This is a genomic window from Streptomyces collinus Tu 365 (assembly GCF_000444875.1).
GTDB classification, from domain to species: domain Bacteria; phylum Actinomycetota; class Actinomycetes; order Streptomycetales; family Streptomycetaceae; genus Streptomyces; species Streptomyces collinus_A.
Map to the genome: position 1 here is coordinate 2,089,998 of NC_021985.1, position 15,477 is coordinate 2,105,474.

The window sequence follows — 15,477 nt, forward strand, 5'->3', positions numbered from 1 at the left end:
ACGTTCCCGCACCCAAATCCCCCTGAAGTCTGGTTCCCGCCCTACCCGGGACGGAGGAGCCGGCACCCTCTTGCGCCCGCCCCCTCTGATTCCTACGGTGATACATAGGAATCAGGAGCGCAAGGGAGCGATCATGAGCGGGGACGCACGGAAGACCGCCGAGGGGCTGTCGTACCTCACCGGGTTCGGCAACGAACACGTCTCCGAGGCGGTGCCGGGTGCCCTGCCGGAGGGCCGCAACTCGCCGCAGCGCGCACCGCTCGGCCTGTACGCGGAGCAGCTCAGCGGTACGGCGTTCACGGAGCCGCGCTCGCACAACCGCCGGTCCTGGCTGTACCGCATCCGCCCGTCGGCCGCGCACCCGGCGTTCACCCGCACCGGCAACGGCGCGATCCGCACCGCTCCCTTCACCGAGACGGTGCCCGACCCCAACCGGCTGCGCTGGAACCCGCTGCCGGAGCCGCCGGCGGGCACGGACTTCCTGGCGGGGCTGTGGACCCTGGGCGGCAACGGCGACGCGACCCAGCGCTGCGGCGTCGCCGTGCACCTGTATCACGCCAACTCCTCGATGGAGCGGGTGTTCTCGGACGCCGACGGCGAGCTGCTGATCGTGCCGGAGCGCGGCGGGCTGCTGCTGCACACCGAGTTCGGCCGGCTCCACGCGGAGCCCGGCCACGTGGCGCTGGTCCCGCGCGGGGTGCGCTTCCGGGTGGAGCTGCTGGACGAGTCGGCGCGGGGCTACGTGTGCGAGAACTACGGGGCACCGTTCCAGCTCCCCGACCTCGGGCCGATCGGCGCCAACGGGCTCGCCAACGCGCGGGACTTCCGGGCGCCGGTCGCCGCGTACGAGGACGTGGAGGGGCCGGTGGAGGTGGTGAACAAGTTCTGCGGCAACCTCTGGACGGCCACCTACGACCACTCCCCGCTCGACGTGGTCGCCTGGCACGGCAACCATGTGCCCTACGTCTACGACCTGCGCCGTTTCAACGTCATCGGCACCATCTCGTACGACCACCCGGACCCGTCCGTCTTCACCGTGCTGACCTCGCCGTCCGACACCCCGGGACTGGCCGGCGTCGACTTCGTGGTCTTCGCACCGCGCTGGCTGGTGGGCGAGGACACCTTCCGGCCGCCGTACTTCCACCGGAACGTGATGAGCGAGTACATGGGCCTGATCGAGGGCGCCTACGACGCCAAGGCGGAGGGCTTCGTGCCGGGCGGCGGCTCGCTGCACAACATGATGTCCGCGCACGGCCCCGACCGGGAGACCTTCGACCGGGCGAGCGCGGCCGAGCTGCGACCGCAGAAGATCGACGACGGGCTGGCGTTCATGTTCGAGACGCGCTGGCCGGTGACCCTCACCCCGCAGGCCGCCGGGGCCGACCAGCTCCAGCGGCGCTACGACGACGTGTGGCAGGGTCTGGAGCGTCACTTCCGCGCGCTGTGACGCCTCCGTTGCACCGGACGTTCCCCACCAGGTACGGATAGCCGTGTGACCTCCTTCGCTCCGGATTCGATCGTCCTGAACCGCAAGCTGCCGCTGTGGTACCAGGTGTCGCAGTCGCTGCGCGCCTCGATACTCGGCCGGTCGCCGCGCGACCCGCTGCGCCTGCCCACCGAGGAGCAGCTGGCCGGGCACTACGGCGTCAGCGTGCTGACCATGCGGCAGGCGCTGAAGGAACTGGAGGACGAGGGGCTGATCAGCAGGCACCGGCGGCGCGGCACCTTCATCGAGCCCGGGGTGCGGCGCGGGGCACCGGTGCGGCTGCTGGGGTCCGTGGACGCGATCGTGGCCCAGCAGTCCGGCATGACGACGGAACTGCTGGACCACGGGCACGCGCCCGTGGCCGGCGAACTCACCGAGTACTTCCCGGACCTCGCGGAGGTGGCGACCTACCACCGGCTGCGCAGCGACGAGAAGACCGGTGAGCCGACCAACCACGCCCGCAACCACGTCCGCCCCGAACTGGCGGCCCGCATCGACCGGGAGGACCTGGTCCGCTGGCCGATGACCAAGGTGCTGCGGGACGTCGTACGGGCGGACATCGGCCGGATCACCGACACCGTGGAGGCGCGGCTCGCCGACCCGGAGACGGCGCGCCTGCTCCAGGTGCCGCTGCTCAGCCCGATCCTGCACTACACGGGCGTCACCTACGACGCCCAGGGCCGGGTGCTGGACGTGGCGGTCATCCACTACCGCGGCGACCGTTTCTCCTTCACGGTGACCTTGGACGCGACCTGACCCGTCCGGCGGGACGAGCCCGTACGATGCCCAGCGTGACGCACGACGACGCTCCGCCGCTGGCGGACCTCATGCCGTGGTCCGTCGCACCGCTGCGGCTCGGCCGCGCCTGGCCGACGGCACCCGACCCGGGCTCGCTGAGGGCCCGCTGGGACGCCCTGCTCAAGGCGGACGGGCCGGACCGGGAGGCCCTGTTCGAGCCGACCCGGGCCCGCACCCTGCGGACGGCGGTGGGCCAGCTCCCCGGCCGGGCCGGCGGCACGGAACGGCTGGTGCGCGCCGAGGGCCCCTGCGCCGAGCCGGTGCGGGTGCTCGCGGCGCCCTTCGACGAGCGGTGGCTGATCCCGGACCACCGGCTGATCGACACCGCCCGCCCGGAGCTGTGGCGGGTCGCCGACGAGCACCAGGTGTTCGTGGTCGAGACGGCGGGCGACGACGACCCCCTGCTGGCGACCGCCCACCTCCCCCTCCTGCGCACCGGCCGCGTCCGCCCGCTCCACCGCCGCCCCGGGGGCGGCGAACCCAACCTGGCACCGGGCCTGCTGGACCACCTGGCGGCCCGGCTGGGGTTCCGCCCCGGCGCACTCGACGTGCTGGCCTGGATCCTCGCGGCGGGCCGCCCGGACCTCACGGTGCCGCTCACCGGCGACGCCGAGAACTGGCACCGGGGCGTGGAGCTGGGCCGGCGCGCGCTCTGGCTGATGCGCCGCGACGGCGAGCGGCCCAGACTGCCGGGCGGGCGCCGCCCCTACGTCCGCGCGCCCCTGCCCGCACGGCCCGCCACCCTCACGTACGACGGTGACGAGGAGACACTCCACCTGGACGAGGGCCGTATCTCCCCCGTCCCGGCCCAGGCCTGGGAGTACGAGGTCGCCGGGGTCCGGGTGCTGGAAGCGTGGTTCGCGGCCCGCACCGCACCGGCCGCACCCGGCGGTCTCGACGCCGTCCGGCCGCCGGCCTGGCCCCAGGCGTGGACGTCGGAGCTGCTGGAGCTGATCACGGTGCTGGCCCTGCTGGGCGGCCTGCGCCCGCTGCGGGCGGAGCTGACGGTGACCTCCCCGGTGACGGCGGCCGAGCTGCGCCGGGCCGGCGTGCTGCCCGTGCCGGCGGCGTCCCGCCGCCCGGCCTCGGTCCTCGACCACCACGAGGAGGGCCCGGAGGGCCAGTTCGCGCTGCTGTAGCGAGGACGCCCGCGCTGTTCCGGCAGCGGCCTCCCTGCTGACAGAACCGCCGGCCGGAGGAGATCATCCACCGCATGGACCTTCTCCCGCTGCCCCTGGAGGGCATCACCGTCGTCGCCGTCGAACAGGCGGTGTCCGCGCCGTTCGCGACCCGGCAGCTCGCCGACCTGGGCGCCCGGGTGATCAAGGTGGAACGGGTCGACGGCGGCGACTTCGCGCGGGGCTACGACACCGCGGCCGGCGGCCTGGCCTCGCACTTCGTGTGGTGCAACCGCGGCAAGGAGTCCCTCGCCCTGGACCTGAAGGACCCGCGCGGTCTGGACGTCGTACGGCGGCTGGTGGCGGACGCCGACGTGTTCGTGCAGAACCTGGCCCGGGGCGCCGCCGCCCGGCTCGGCCTGGACGCGGCCACGCTGTGCGCGGCGCACCCCCGGCTGATCGCCGTGGACATCTCGGGGTACGGCGGCTCGGGCCCGTACGCGGACAAGCGGGCCTACGACATGCTCGTGCAGTGCGAGGCGGGGCTGGTGTCGGTGACGGGGACGCCCGGGCAGCCCGTGAAGGCGGGGATCCCGGCGGCGGACATCGCGGCGGCCATGTACGCCTTCTCCGGGGTGCTGGCCGCCCTGGTGCGGCGCGGCACGACCGGGCGGGGCGGGCCGGTGGAGGTGTCCATGCTGGAGGCGCTGGCCGAGTGGATGGGCCATCCGCTGCACCACGCGATGCACGGCGGCGAGCCCCCGGCCCGCACCGGTCTCGCGCACGCCGTCATCGCGCCCTACGACGCGTACCCGACGGCGGACGGCGGACGGGTGCTGCTGTCGGTGCAGAACGACCGCGAATGGCGGCGGCTGGCCGAACAGGTCGTCGGGAGGGCGGAGCTGGGGACGGACCCGGCCTACGCGACGAACGCGGCGCGGGTGGCCAACCGGGAGCGGACCGACGCACTGGTGGCGGGCGCACTGGCCGTGCTGGACGCCGACGAGGCGGTGGCCCGGCTGGAGAAGGCCGGCATCGCCTGCGCACGGCTCAGGGATCTGCACGAGCTGGCCGAACACCCCCAGCTGGCGGCCCGGGAGCGGTGGCGCCAGGTGGGGACGCCGGTCGGGCCGCTGAGGGCGTTGCTGCCCCCCATCACGCTGCCGGGCGGGGACGAGGCACGGATGGGCGACGTGCCCGCGCTCGGGCAGCACACCGAAGCACTGCTGCGCGCCGTGGGGATGACGGACGGCGAGATCGCAGCACTGCGCCGGGACGGTGTGACGGCCTGAGCGCGGGTCCTGGAAGTGGTTTCCGAGGAGGCCGGTCCGGTCCGGTTCGGCCGGTGGCCGCTCAGCGGCCGGTCGGCCGGCGGTCGGCGGTCGCTAGTGACCGCCGAACAGCGAACGGCGCAGCCGGCGCAGCGGAGCGAAGAGGGAGACGCGGCGGACCCGCGCGCCCCGGTCGCTGCGCTTGTGCGCGGTGTCACGCGCCGTCAGCTCCAGCATCAGCGAGGTCGCCTCGATCGTCTCCCGCTGCGGTATGGCGGGACCCGCCAGCACCGACAGATGGCGGTCGAGACGCGAACTCGTCGCGCTGCTCCCGCAAGTGATCGCAGGGACCCTCGCCCTGCTGCGCACTGTTATCTGCTCCATGTCACTCCCCACCCGTACGAGTCCACCCGGCCCGGGCAGGGTAACCCTATCGTCCCGGTGGGGCGCGCGTGTATCGCGGTCACAGGATTCACCTTCCCCGCAAGGCGGTTGACCATCCCATTTTGACTACTCTCCGAATCCGACCGATTTCAGGGTGAGTTGGACAACCGGCTGGCTGGTGGGCTGTGCTGAGCCGCCATCAGGCTCGACGGTCACGGCGAGTGACGTCGAGGACGGGTCGAGCCCCTTCGCCAGCAAGGGCGTGTCGCCCGCGAGGAGGCCCAGGGAGCGCGGTTGCACATGGGGGCGCATGAGCCAGAGCTGGTGGACGCGGCCCCCGGACGGGGTGCCGTATCCGCTCAGGGTGACGACGGCCCGCCGCTCCGATGCGGAGGCGATCACTCCGATACCGCGGCCGCGGGCGTCCGTGCTGCCGGCGGCGCGCGCGTCCGGAGCGGCGAGAACGTGGGCGATCTCACGTGCCCGGTCCCGCTCGGCGTCGAGCCGCGCCTGGGTGTGGTGCGCCTGGACCGCGAAGAGCGAGGCGACGACGAGGGCCGCCGCCGCGGTCGCCGTGGCGAACGGCACGAACAGGGGGCGCCCCCGGGGCGTACGGGTGCGCGCGGGCGGGGGCTGGACGCCCCAGACGTGCGGCGGGAGCTGGGGGGCGCGCTCCCGGACGGGCCCCCGCGGCTGCTCCTGCGGGAGGGTGCGGACGGCGGCCAGGACCCGGTCGCGCAGCGCGGCCGGCGCGGGGGCTGCCGTGGACCAGGCCAGCCGGACCGCGTCCTCGGACAGGGCCCGGACCTCGTCCGCGCAGCGGCCGCAGGAGCCGAGGTGCTTCTCGAAGCGGCGCCGCTCCCCCGGTTCGAGGGCGTCGAGCGCGTAGGGCGCGGCGAGGGAGTGCAGGTCCTCGCGGCCCAGCAGGCGGCCGATGACACTCACGCGGCACCTCCCAGGCACGCGCGCAGCCGGGTGAGCCCGTCGCGCATCCGCGTCTTGACCGTGCCCAGCGGCAGTTGGAGCCGCTCGGCCACCTCGCGGTAGGTGTAGCCGTCGTAGTAGGCGAGGGTCACGGACTGGCGCTGCAGCGCGGTGAGCCGGTCCAGGCAGCGGCGCACCCACTCGCGCTCCAGGCCCGCCTCCACCTCCTCGGCCACGTGGTCGAAGGCGGGTTCACCGGCGCGCAGCGCCTCCCGCTGCTCGCGCTCCCCGGCCGCGCGCGCACTGCGCACCCGGTCGACGGCCCGGCGGTGGGCGAGGGTGAGGATCCAGGACAGGGCGCTGCCGCGCCGCGGGTCGAACCGGGCGGCGGAGCGCCAGAGTTCGAGCAGCACCTCCTGGGACACCTCCTCGGACTGCGCGGGATCGCGCACGATCCGCCGGACGAGTCCGAACACCGGCCCCGAGACCAGTCCGTAGAGATCCTCGAACGCCCTCTGGTCGCCGCCCGCGACGCGTATCAGGAGTTCGTCCGCCTCCACCCCGGCCGCCCTTCCGTGGCCGCAGCCGGCCCTGCCTCTGGCTCCACGCATCCGCACGAGCGCACACCTCCGGCGGTTGATACGGATCGGAGGGCCGAAATCGCGGGTCCGGAACGCCGAAAAGATTTTTTCCGTCCGACCAATCCGATCCGGCGCCCGGCTCCGTATACCCGTCCGTCAAAGGCAAGTCGGCACTGAGGACGGACGGCATGACACCTCTCTTCTCCAGGAGCGGCACAGGACGCAAGGGCCTGGTCTCGCTCATCTGTGGCGCGCTGGCCGCCGGGGGGCTCGCAGCCGCCGGCGTCGCCACGCTGGAACCCGGGGCGGCCTCCGCCTCCTCCCACCGGGAGGCCCCGCTGATATCGGGGACACCGCAGTACGACAACACGGACCTGTACGCGTTCGTCAGCCCGGACAAGCCCGACACCACGACGATCGTGGCGAACTGGATCCCGTTCGAGGAGCCGGCCGGCGGCCCGAACTTCTACACGTTCGCGGACGACGCCCAGTACGACATCCACGTGGACAGCAACGGTGACGCGCAGGACGACCTGCTGTTCCGCTACACGTTCAGGACGCACACCAAGAACGGCAACACGTTCCTGTACAACACCGGTCCGGTCACCAGCCTCGACGACCCCGACCTCAACATCACGCAGACGTACGACATCGAGCTGATCCGGCTGAAGCACCAGCACGTGGTGTCGAGGACGAAGGTCGCGGACGACGTGCCGGTCGCGCCGTCGAACGTGGGCAAGGCGTCCATGCCGGACTACGGCAAGCTGCGCGCCCAGGCCGTGTACAAGGCGGCGGGCGGTGCCGCGACCTTCGCCGGTCAGGCCGACGACCCGTTCTTCCTGGACCTGCGGGTCTTCGACCTGCTGTACGGCGGCAACCTCACCGAGGTCGGCCGGGACACCCTCAAGGGCTACAACGTCAACACGATCGCGCTGCAGGTGCCCAACGACCTGATCCGCGAGTCGTCGAAGCAGCCGGTCGTCGGCATCTGGTCCACCACCCAGCGCCGTAACGCGCAGGGCTACTACGCGCAGGTCTCGCGGCTGGGCAACCCGCTGGTCAACGAAGTGGTGAACCCGCAGAAGGACAAGGACCGGTTCAACGCCTCCCAGCCCGCGTACGACGGGCAGTTCCTGAAGAACGTCACCAACCCCGAGCTGCCCAAGCTGATCGAGTCGATCTACAAGATCAAGGCGCCCGCCGAGCCGCGCAACGATCTGGTCGACGTCTTCCTCAAGGGCGTCAAGGGGCTCAACCAGCCGCCGAACGTACGGCCCGCGGAGGAGCTGCGGCTGAACACCTCGATCAAGCCGGCCATGCACCCCAAGCGGCTGGGCGTCCTGGACGGCGACAACGCGGGCTTCCCGAACGGGCGCCGGCTCACCGACGACGTGGTGGACGAGGCGCTGCAGGTCGTGGAGGGCGAACTCGTCGGCTCCAAGAACGACCTGGGCGACGCGGTCGACAAGAACGACAAGAACTTCGAGAAGTACTTCCCGTACGTCGCCGAGCCCACCTCGGGTTCGCGCGGCGCGCTCGCCAAGGGCACGACCTCGGGCGCGGACGTGCGCAGCCAGCTCGGTGACGCGCTCTCGCCGGCCGGCTCGTCCTCCGGCGGCTCGGGCGACACGGTCCTGATCGCCGCCTCCGCGGCCTCGGGCGCGGCCGGGATCCTGCTGATCGGCACCGCCTTCGCGTGGTGGCGCCGCCGGATGCAGCGCCCGTACTGACCCGCACCCCACCGACCGGCGCGGCCCGTTTCCCCTTCCCCCACGGCGGGCCGCGCCCTTTTCTCCACCCACCAGGCGACCGAGGAGAGGCATGTCCGCGCGCACGAACGACGAGGAGCCCGGCGAGCGGAGCCCGGCACCCCCCGGCCCGCCGCCCCACCCGGACGGCCTCTCCCCGGCCGCCCCGGCCGCCGTCGCCGGCGGAGCCGCCGCCGCGCCCGGCACCACCGACGAGCGCGTCACCGCCGTCCGCCGGGTCGGTGCGCAGCGGTCGGCTCGACCGGCCCGCGCCGCATCGGAGTCGGCGGCTGCCACCGCTCCCCCCACGGCGGTGGACCCGGCGGCGGACACAGCGCTCGCCGTCGCATCCGTCCCCCCGGAAGCCGCGCCCGCGGAACCCACCGCAGGCGCAGCCGCGGCGGACGGCGGCTCGGAGGCCGGGGACCCGCCCCGGGCGGAGGGGTCCCGCCGGGGCGCACCGGCCGGGCCCGGCGCCCAGGAACCGGGCACCCACGAACCCCTCGGCGACGACCGTGTCGCCGCCGTGCGGCGGGTCGCCGCCGCCGGGCGGCGGTGGCGGGGGGTGCGGCTCGTCGGGTGTGCGGCGCTGCTGGCCGTGGCGCTCACCGGTGGGGCGATCGCGTTCGGGGCCGCGCGGGACCAGGGGTCCGTGGCCGTGGCGGCCTCCTCCAGCGCCGTCGATCCGGGGGCGCTGGGCAGCGGGGACCTGGACGCGGGCATCGCCGCCCTGCAGAACCACCTGCGGTCCCAGCCGAGGGACGCGGGCAGTTGGGCCACCCTCGGCCTGGCCTACGTCGAGCAGGCGCGCACGAAGGGGGACCCGGCCCGGTACCCGCAGGCGGAGAAGGCGCTCCGGCGGTCCCTGGCCCTGGCCCCCGGCAACGACCAGGCGCTGGCCGGCCGGGCCGCCCTCGCCGCCGCGCGGCACGACTTCAAGGACGCCCTCGGCTGGTCGGACCAGGCACTGAAGCGGAACCCGTACAGCGAACGCGCCCTGTCCTCGCGCATCGACGCCCTCGTCGAGCTGGGCCGCTACACCGACGCGTTCCGCGCCGCCCGGACCGCAGACGACCGCAGGCCGGGCGTGCCGGTCTTCACCCGGTACGCGTACGTGTACGAGCTGCGCGGCGACGTGACGACCGCGCGGCGCGTGCTCGAACAGGCCCTCACCGCCGCCGCGTCACCGGGCGACGTCGCGTACGTGGCCGCCCAGCTCGGCCAACTCGCCTGGAACCAGGGGAAGTACACCGAAGCGCTCGGCTACTACGCCCGCGCCCTGGCCGCGGACGAGAACTACCTCCCCGCGCTGGAGGGCCGGGCCCGTGCCCAGGCGGCCACCGGCCGCCGGGACGAGGCGATCGAGGGCCTGCGGACCGTGGTCGCCCGCTACCCGCTGCCCGGACCGCTGGTCGAACTGGGCGAGCTGTACGAGGCCCGGGGCGGGGCCGGCGACCGGGCCAGGGCACGCGAGCAGTACGCGCTCGTGGACGCCTGGATCGCCCTCGCCCGCGCCAACGGCGTCAACGCCGACCTCGACACCGCGCTGGCGGCGGCCGAACACGGCGACAAGGCGGCCGCGCTGCGCGCCGCCCGCGCCGAGTGGGCCCGCCGCCACACCGTGCACACCGCGGACGCCCTGGCCTGGGCGCTGCACGTCAACGGCCGGGACGGGGAGGCCCTCGGCTACGCCCGCAAGGCCACGGCGACCGGCTACCGCAGCGCCGCCTTCCGGTACCACCGCGGGATGATCGAGCTGGCCACCGGCCACACCGCGGCCGGCCGCGCCTCGCTGCGGGCCGCCCTGAAGCTGAACCCAGGCTTCTCCCCGCTGGGCGCGGCCGCGGCCCGCAAGGCGCTGGAGGCCGCCGAGTGAACCTGCGCCGCCCGGTGGCCTCGGCCGCCGCCGTCCTCACCGCCGCCTGCGCCCTCCTGCTGGCCCCGGCCGGCGCGGCGAGCGCGCACCCCCTCGGCAACTTCACCGTCAACCGCTACGACGGTCTGGTCACCGCACCCGGGCAGGTGCGGATCGACCACGTCGAGGACCTCGCGGAGATCCCGGCCACCCAGGCCGGCCCCGCCGTCCGCCGCCTCGGCCTGCCCGCCTGGGCCGGGCAGCGGTGCGCCGGGGCCGCCCGGGACAGCAGGCTCACCGTCTCCGGCCGTTCCGTCACGCTGACCCCCGGTTCCGCGCGCGCCGCCCTGCGCCCCGGCCAGGCCGGACTGCACACCCTGCGCGTCGAGTGCCGGTTCACCGCGCCGCTGCCCCGCGGCAGGACCGTCACCGTCGGCTTCCACAGCGCGGGCGGCACCGGCGGCCCGGGCTGGCGGGAGATCACCGCGCGCGGCGACCGTACGACGCTCACCGCGACGGACGTGCCGAAGACGTCGGTCTCGCACGAACTGACCACCTATCCGAAGGACCTGCTGTCCTCGCCGGCCGACACCGTGGACGCCTCCCTGCGGGTGCGCCCCGGCGGTCCGGCCCTCGCGCGGGAGCGGCAGGACGCCCCGGGCGCCTCCGTGCTGCCCCGGGGCGCCGACCGCTGGACGCGCGCCCTGGACGACCTGGTGGCCCGGCACGACCTGACCGTGGGCTTCGCCGCGCTGGCCCTGCTCATCGCTGTCGTGCTCGGCGCGATGCACGCCCTCGCGCCCGGGCACGGCAAGACGCTGATGGCCGCGACGGCGGCCGCGCGCGGGGGCCGGGCCCGGCTGCGGGACGTGCTGCCGCTGGCCGCCTCGGTGACGGTGACCCACACGCTCGGCGTGGTCGCCCTGGGCCTGCTCGTCACGGCCGGCTCCGCGGCCACGCCCTCGGTGATCGCCTGGCTGGGCATCGCCAGCGGCGCCCTCGTGCTGGTGGCGGGCGCGAACCTGACCCGACGGGCCTGGCGCAACCACACCCACCCCCACCCCCACACCCACCCCCACACCCCCGTCTCTGCCGAGGCGACCGCGGCGGCCGAGAGGGCACGGCGCCTGCCGGTCGCCGTCGGCGCCCACCACGGCACGGCCCCCCACCCGCACGGCCGGCTCGGCCACGACGACGCCGACCAGCACGAGCACAGCCATGCCCACGACGGCGCACACGGCCACGCGCACCACGGCCACGGTCCTCACGACCACCACAGCCACGATCACCACGCCCCGCACGATCACGGCCACGGACCCGAACACAGCCACGACCACAGCCACACCCACAGCCACGCCGTCCTCGAACACACCCACGGCGGTCACACCCACACCCACCCCGTCGCCCCCACCCTGCGCGGCACGATCCTGCTCGGGTTCGCCGGTGGCCTGGTGCCCAGCCCGTCCGCGGTCGTCGTGCTGGTCGGCGCCGCCGCGCTCGGCAAGGCGTGGTTCGGGCTGCTGCTCGTCGTGGCGTACGGCGCCGGTCTCGCACTGACGCTCACCGCGGCCGGCTTCGCCGTCGTCCGGCTGGGGTCGGGCGTCAGCCGCGTCCTGGACCGGCGTCCGCGCTGGACCGGGCACCCGCTGGCCGGCCTGCTGCGCCGGGCCCTGCCGCTCGCGTCCGCGCTGGTGGTGCTCGCCCTGGGTGCCGGACTGGTGCTCAAGGGGGCGGCAACCGCGCTGGGCTGAGCTAGTTTTGTGTTGATATCGCGTCAGATGCCGTGGGGGGACCCCGTGTCCGAAGAGCCGGGCCGTGAACGAGTGATCGCGGACCGTTACCGTCTGCTGTCCCCGCTGGGCGAGGGCGGCATGGGCACCGTGTGGCGGGCCCGGGACGAGGTGCTGCACCGCGAGGTGGCCGTCAAGGAGGTGCGGGCCCCGGCCGGGCTGGACGGCGCGGACGTCGAGCGGCTGTACGCGCGGCTGGAGCGGGAGGCGTGGGCGGCGGCCCGGGTCGGGAACCGCAACGTGGTCACCGTCTACGACGTGGCCATGGAGGGCGGCCGCCCGTGGATCGTGATGGAGCTGGTCCGGGGCCTGTCGCTGGCCGACCGGCTCGACGCCGAGGGCCCGTTCCCACCGGAGCGGGCCGCGCACATCGGCGCGGAGGTGCTGGCCGCGCTGCGCGCCGCGCACGCCGCCGGGGTGCTGCACCGGGACGTGAAGCCGGCCAACGTGCTGCTGGCCGACGACGGACGGGTGGTGCTCACCGACTTCGGCATCGCGACGGTCGAGGGCAGTTCCGCGCTCACCATGACCGGCGAGGTGATCGGCTCGCCCGAGTTCCTCGCCCCCGAGCGGGCGCTGGGGCGCAACCCGGGCCCCGAGTCGGACCTGTGGTCGCTGGGGGTGCTGCTGTACGCGGCCGTGGAGGGCATCTCCCCGTTCCGGCACGACACTCCGCTGAGCACCCTGCGCGCGGTGGTGGACGACGAGCTGCCCGAGCCCCGGCGGGCGGGGCCGCTCGCGCCGGTCATCGAGGGGCTGCTGCGCAAGGACCCCGCCGAACGGCTGTCCGCCGAGCGGGCCGAGCAGGATCTGCGGACCGTCGCGGCGGGCGGAGCGGCCCGCACCCGCCCGCTGCCGTCCTCGCCGTACGCCCCGACGGTCGCCGCCGGGGCGCACCGGCCCGCGCCCACGCCGCCGGTGCCGCTGCCCACCGGGTACCCGGAGCCGCGCACCACGGCGGCCGCGCCGGAGCGCGGACGGCGTTCGGGCGCGGTGCTGGTGGCCGGTCTGCTGGCGGTCGTCCTGGCGGTCGCGGGGCTGACCTACGCACTGCTCGACCACGGGCGCGGGGGCGGTGACGGGAGCGGGGACGCGCGCACCGGACGGGCGAGCGGCACCGCGCGCTCCCCCTCCGCGAGCACCGGCACCGGCACCGGCACGAAGTCCGGGGCGCCGCCGCCGACACCGAGCAGTGCCGCGCCGAGCAGCCGGCCGGCGCAGTCGGTGCGGGTGACGCTGGCGGGTGCGCACACGACGTACGACGGCACATGTCCGCCGCCGGCCGCCCAGGCGCCCGCGTTCACCGCGACGTTCACGGTGGGCCGGCTGCCCGCGCAGGTGGAGTACCGGTGGGTGCTGGCCCACGGGTCGGTGTCCGACCCCGGGTGGAAGACGTTGTCGTTCCCGGCGGGCGGCGGCACCACCCGGCAGGTGCGGGTGGTCGTGACCGCCTACTCCGACAGCGGGACGGTGGAGAACCAGATCAGCGTGGAGGTGCGCGCTCCGGTGCGGGCCACGTCGAACGCGGTGCCGTTCACGGTGACGTGCGCGACGACGGCAACGGAGACCCCGTCGGACGGGGTCTCCGCATCCCCTTCGGCCTCACCCTGAGCGTGCGCTGAGGGAACCGCGGGGAGATCCGCACGGGGAACCACACCGTGCATTCACCCTGACGGGTCGGGCTGGGAACGGTCGCGCGTTGACGATGCCGGCCGTGCGGCTCAGGCCGCGCTGGTGAGCACCGGCAGGTAGCCACCGGACTGGCCGGTCGCCGTGGGGTGGTACGACTCGCCGATGTCGAGCCAGTTGAGGCTGTGCAGCCAGGAGTCGCCGGAGCAGATCTCGTGGCCGGTGAACGGGGTGCGGACGTCGCCGAAGACGAAGTTGTGGTCCAGGGCGCGTTTCTGGATGGCGCTGTCCAGGTAGTCGGCCGCGCTGTTGATGGCGGACCGCTTGGTGTCGGAGAGCCCGATGCAGGTCTGGCCGATCTTGTAGAAGCGGGGGTAGCCGATCACGACCACCCGGGCGTACGGGGCCTTGGCGCTGATCGCGTTGTAGACGGCGTCGAGCTTGCCGGGGAGCGTGGAGTCGACGTACGCCCTGGCGGTGTCGATCTTGGCGAGGCAGGTGCTGTCGGAGCTGGTGACACAGGTCGTCATGACGTCGGAGAAGCCCGCGTCGTTGCCGCCGATGGTGATGGACACCAGGCCGGTGGAGGAGCTGAGGGAGCCGAGCTGGTTCGCCAGCACGTCGTCGGTCCGGGCGCCCGAGCAGGCGTTGAAGGCGAACGAGGACGGGCTGTGGGCGGCGTTCCACAGGTACGGGTACGCCTTGGTGCTGCGGTCGCAACTGCCGCTGGAGCTGATGTAGCTGCCCGATCCCACTCCGGAGGAGTAGGAGTCGCCGAGCGCCACGTAGCCGCCGGTCGCGGCCGTCGGTGAGGCCTGCGCCGTGGCGGCTCCGGTCAGACCGAGACCGGTGGCGAGGAGGAGTGAAGTACCGAATCCGGTAAGTCGGGAACGTCTCATGGAACCTCCCTTTAGCAGGATCTCTGCCGTAACTTTCGTAGCAACTACGCGAGTTGAACGGAAGTGTTCATGCCAAGACTTTTCAGCTCTCAACGACGTCTCGACCGGATCGCCCCAGGAAGTTCACGCGCCCAGGGGTTGCGTGTACATGCCATCCCTGCGGCCATGTCGACGAAGCGTCAATTCCGCTCCCCGGCGGCCGGAGATCCCGCGATGGGAACACATGTTTAAAGAAGGGGTGCCGTCTTGACGGCCCCGCGTGGCTGCGCGACATTGAAGCCGACATCCGGCGCCTTGGGGGGCAAAGTCGCCAATGCAGACGTTACGCATCAAGACACCTTCGACGGACGGCGCCGCAGGCGACGCCGAGCGGACCGGGACAGGACCGGGGAGGGACCTGTCACCCCTGCTCGCGGGGGCGGCCACGGCCGTCGCGGCGGTCGGCGCGACGCTCGCGCTCACCGACGCCGGCACTCCATTGCGCGGCCCGTGCACGCTGTTCTTCCTGCTGGCGGCGCCCGCCGCGGGCATCGGGGCGGCGCTGCGCGGGCTGGAGACGTTCGGCCGGGTCATCGCCGCGCTCGCGGGGGCGGTCGTGCTGAACATGCTGGTCGCCCAGGCGATGCTGGCGGTGCACCGCTGGTCGGTCCGCGGCGGCGTCGTCGCGGTGACCGTGCTCAGCCTGCTCCTCCTCCTGCCTCTCCTGGCGCACCGGGAACGGCATTCGAGGAAACACACACAAGAGTGACCAACCACGGCCAAAGTTGTGTAACGGCCAAACCAACAAAAACGTGAGACTCGTTCCAGGTCTTGCCATACTGCTTCAATCGTCAATACCGTCGTACGTCACCCGCATCGGTCCGTCGGCACGCGGCTCAGGGGAGGGCTCAGGGCCGTGACGTTCCGGCGCGGGGCGCGGTAGGGGGGTGCCGTGCTCGGTGACCGCACGTGTCACCGAGTCGTGCCGCGCGACCGCCTGTCCTCTTCTTCGGGC

General features: G+C 73.9%; 13 protein-coding genes. 9 read left to right on the forward strand and 4 right to left on the reverse strand.

Going from position 1 to position 15,477, the window contains the following annotated elements; all coding sequences use genetic code 11:
- Positions 1–133: 133 nt before the first annotated feature.
- From hmgA to B446_RS08870, 4 genes are all read left to right on the forward strand, one after another.
- Positions 134–1,447, forward strand: coding sequence for a homogentisate 1,2-dioxygenase (gene hmgA, locus B446_RS08855; RefSeq protein ID WP_020939081.1), 1,314 nt, complete (start codon positions 134–136; stop codon positions 1,445–1,447).
- Between the two features lie 45 nt (positions 1,448–1,492).
- Positions 1,493–2,242 carry a GntR family transcriptional regulator gene (locus B446_RS08860; protein ID WP_020939082.1) on the forward strand — a complete coding sequence of 250 codons (750 nt, stop codon included), beginning with the start codon at positions 1,493–1,495 and terminating at the stop codon, positions 2,240–2,242.
- Positions 2,243–2,268: 26 nt separating this feature from the next.
- Positions 2,269–3,423 carry a type ISP restriction/modification enzyme gene (locus tag B446_RS08865; protein WP_020939083.1) on the forward strand — a complete coding sequence of 385 codons (1,155 nt, stop codon included), beginning with the start codon at positions 2,269–2,271 and terminating at the stop codon, positions 3,421–3,423.
- Positions 3,424–3,497: 74 nt separating this feature from the next.
- Positions 3,498–4,694: a CaiB/BaiF CoA transferase family protein gene (locus tag B446_RS08870; RefSeq protein ID WP_020939084.1), complete on the forward strand. Its 1,197-nt coding sequence runs from the start codon at positions 3,498–3,500 to the stop codon at positions 4,692–4,694.
- Between the two features lie 93 nt (positions 4,695–4,787).
- Here B446_RS08870 and B446_RS08875 read toward each other — a convergent pair whose 3' ends face one another.
- The 3 genes from B446_RS08875 to B446_RS08885 form a co-directional block, all read right to left on the reverse strand.
- A complete protein-coding gene (locus tag B446_RS08875; protein ID WP_043475115.1) occupies positions 4,788–5,057 on the reverse strand; it encodes a hypothetical protein in 270 nt (89 codons plus the stop codon).
- 126 nt (positions 5,058–5,183) lie between these two features.
- Entirely contained in the window at positions 5,184–6,002 is an 819-nt protein-coding gene (locus B446_RS08880) for an anti-sigma factor (protein ID WP_020939086.1), read from the reverse strand.
- Positions 5,999–6,541 carry a sigma-70 family RNA polymerase sigma factor gene (locus tag B446_RS08885; protein WP_020939087.1) on the reverse strand — a complete coding sequence of 181 codons (543 nt, stop codon included), beginning with the start codon at positions 6,539–6,541 and terminating at the stop codon, positions 5,999–6,001. The genes B446_RS08880 and B446_RS08885 overlap by 4 nt, the downstream gene beginning before the upstream one ends.
- Before the next feature lie 209 nt (positions 6,542–6,750).
- Here B446_RS08885 and B446_RS08890 point away from each other — a divergent pair, with 209 nt between their 5' ends.
- The 4 genes from B446_RS08890 to B446_RS08905 all read left to right on the forward strand — a co-directional run bounded on the left by B446_RS08890 (position 6,751) and on the right by B446_RS08905 (position 13,566).
- Positions 6,751–8,292 carry a DUF4331 domain-containing protein gene (locus tag B446_RS08890; protein ID WP_020939088.1) on the forward strand — a complete coding sequence of 514 codons (1,542 nt, stop codon included), beginning with the start codon at positions 6,751–6,753 and terminating at the stop codon, positions 8,290–8,292.
- A 91-nt stretch (positions 8,293–8,383) separates the two neighbouring features.
- Complete coding sequence (locus B446_RS08895) at positions 8,384–10,186, forward strand: tetratricopeptide repeat protein (protein WP_020939089.1); 1,803 nt, start codon at positions 8,384–8,386, stop codon at positions 10,184–10,186.
- Positions 10,183–11,916, forward strand: coding sequence for a hypothetical protein (locus tag B446_RS08900; RefSeq protein WP_020939090.1), 1,734 nt, complete (start codon positions 10,183–10,185; stop codon positions 11,914–11,916). The genes B446_RS08895 and B446_RS08900 overlap by 4 nt, the downstream gene beginning before the upstream one ends.
- Positions 11,917–11,961: 45 nt before the next feature.
- Positions 11,962–13,566, forward strand: coding sequence for a protein kinase domain-containing protein (locus tag B446_RS08905; RefSeq protein ID WP_043477913.1), 1,605 nt, complete (start codon positions 11,962–11,964; stop codon positions 13,564–13,566).
- 110 nt (positions 13,567–13,676) lie between these two features.
- On the opposite strand, the gene B446_RS08910 is transcribed toward B446_RS08905, so the two are convergent.
- Positions 13,677–14,483, reverse strand: coding sequence for an SGNH/GDSL hydrolase family protein (locus B446_RS08910; protein ID WP_020939092.1), 807 nt, complete (start codon positions 14,481–14,483; stop codon positions 13,677–13,679).
- 313 nt (positions 14,484–14,796) lie between these two features.
- On the opposite strand from B446_RS08910, the gene B446_RS08915 reads away from it, so the two are divergent.
- Positions 14,797–15,231, forward strand: a complete 435-nt coding sequence (locus tag B446_RS08915) for a hypothetical protein (RefSeq protein WP_020939093.1) — start codon at positions 14,797–14,799, stop codon at positions 15,229–15,231.
- The last annotated feature ends 246 nt before the right edge of the window (positions 15,232–15,477 follow it).

What these genes read in the sequence shown, in the direction of transcription:
- hmgA (WP_020939081.1), top strand. Translation starts at nt 134, where the DNA reads ATGAGCGGGGACGCACGGAAGACCGCCGAGGGGCTGTCGTACCTCACC.
- B446_RS08865 (WP_020939083.1), top strand. Translation starts at nt 2,269, where the DNA reads ATGCCCAGCGTGACGCACGACGACGCTCCGCCGCTGGCGGACCTCATG.
- B446_RS08870 (WP_020939084.1), top strand. Translation starts at nt 3,498, where the DNA reads ATGGACCTTCTCCCGCTGCCCCTGGAGGGCATCACCGTCGTCGCCGTC.
- B446_RS08875 (WP_043475115.1), bottom strand. Translation starts at nt 5,057, where the DNA reads ATGGAGCAGATAACAGTGCGCAGCAGGGCGAGGGTCCCTGCGATCACT.
- B446_RS08890 (WP_020939088.1), top strand. Translation starts at nt 6,751, where the DNA reads ATGACACCTCTCTTCTCCAGGAGCGGCACAGGACGCAAGGGCCTGGTC.
- B446_RS08895 (WP_020939089.1), top strand. Translation starts at nt 8,384, where the DNA reads ATGTCCGCGCGCACGAACGACGAGGAGCCCGGCGAGCGGAGCCCGGCA.
- B446_RS08910 (WP_020939092.1), bottom strand. Translation starts at nt 14,483, where the DNA reads ATGAGACGTTCCCGACTTACCGGATTCGGTACTTCACTCCTCCTCGCC.
- B446_RS08915 (WP_020939093.1), top strand. Translation starts at nt 14,797, where the DNA reads ATGCAGACGTTACGCATCAAGACACCTTCGACGGACGGCGCCGCAGGC.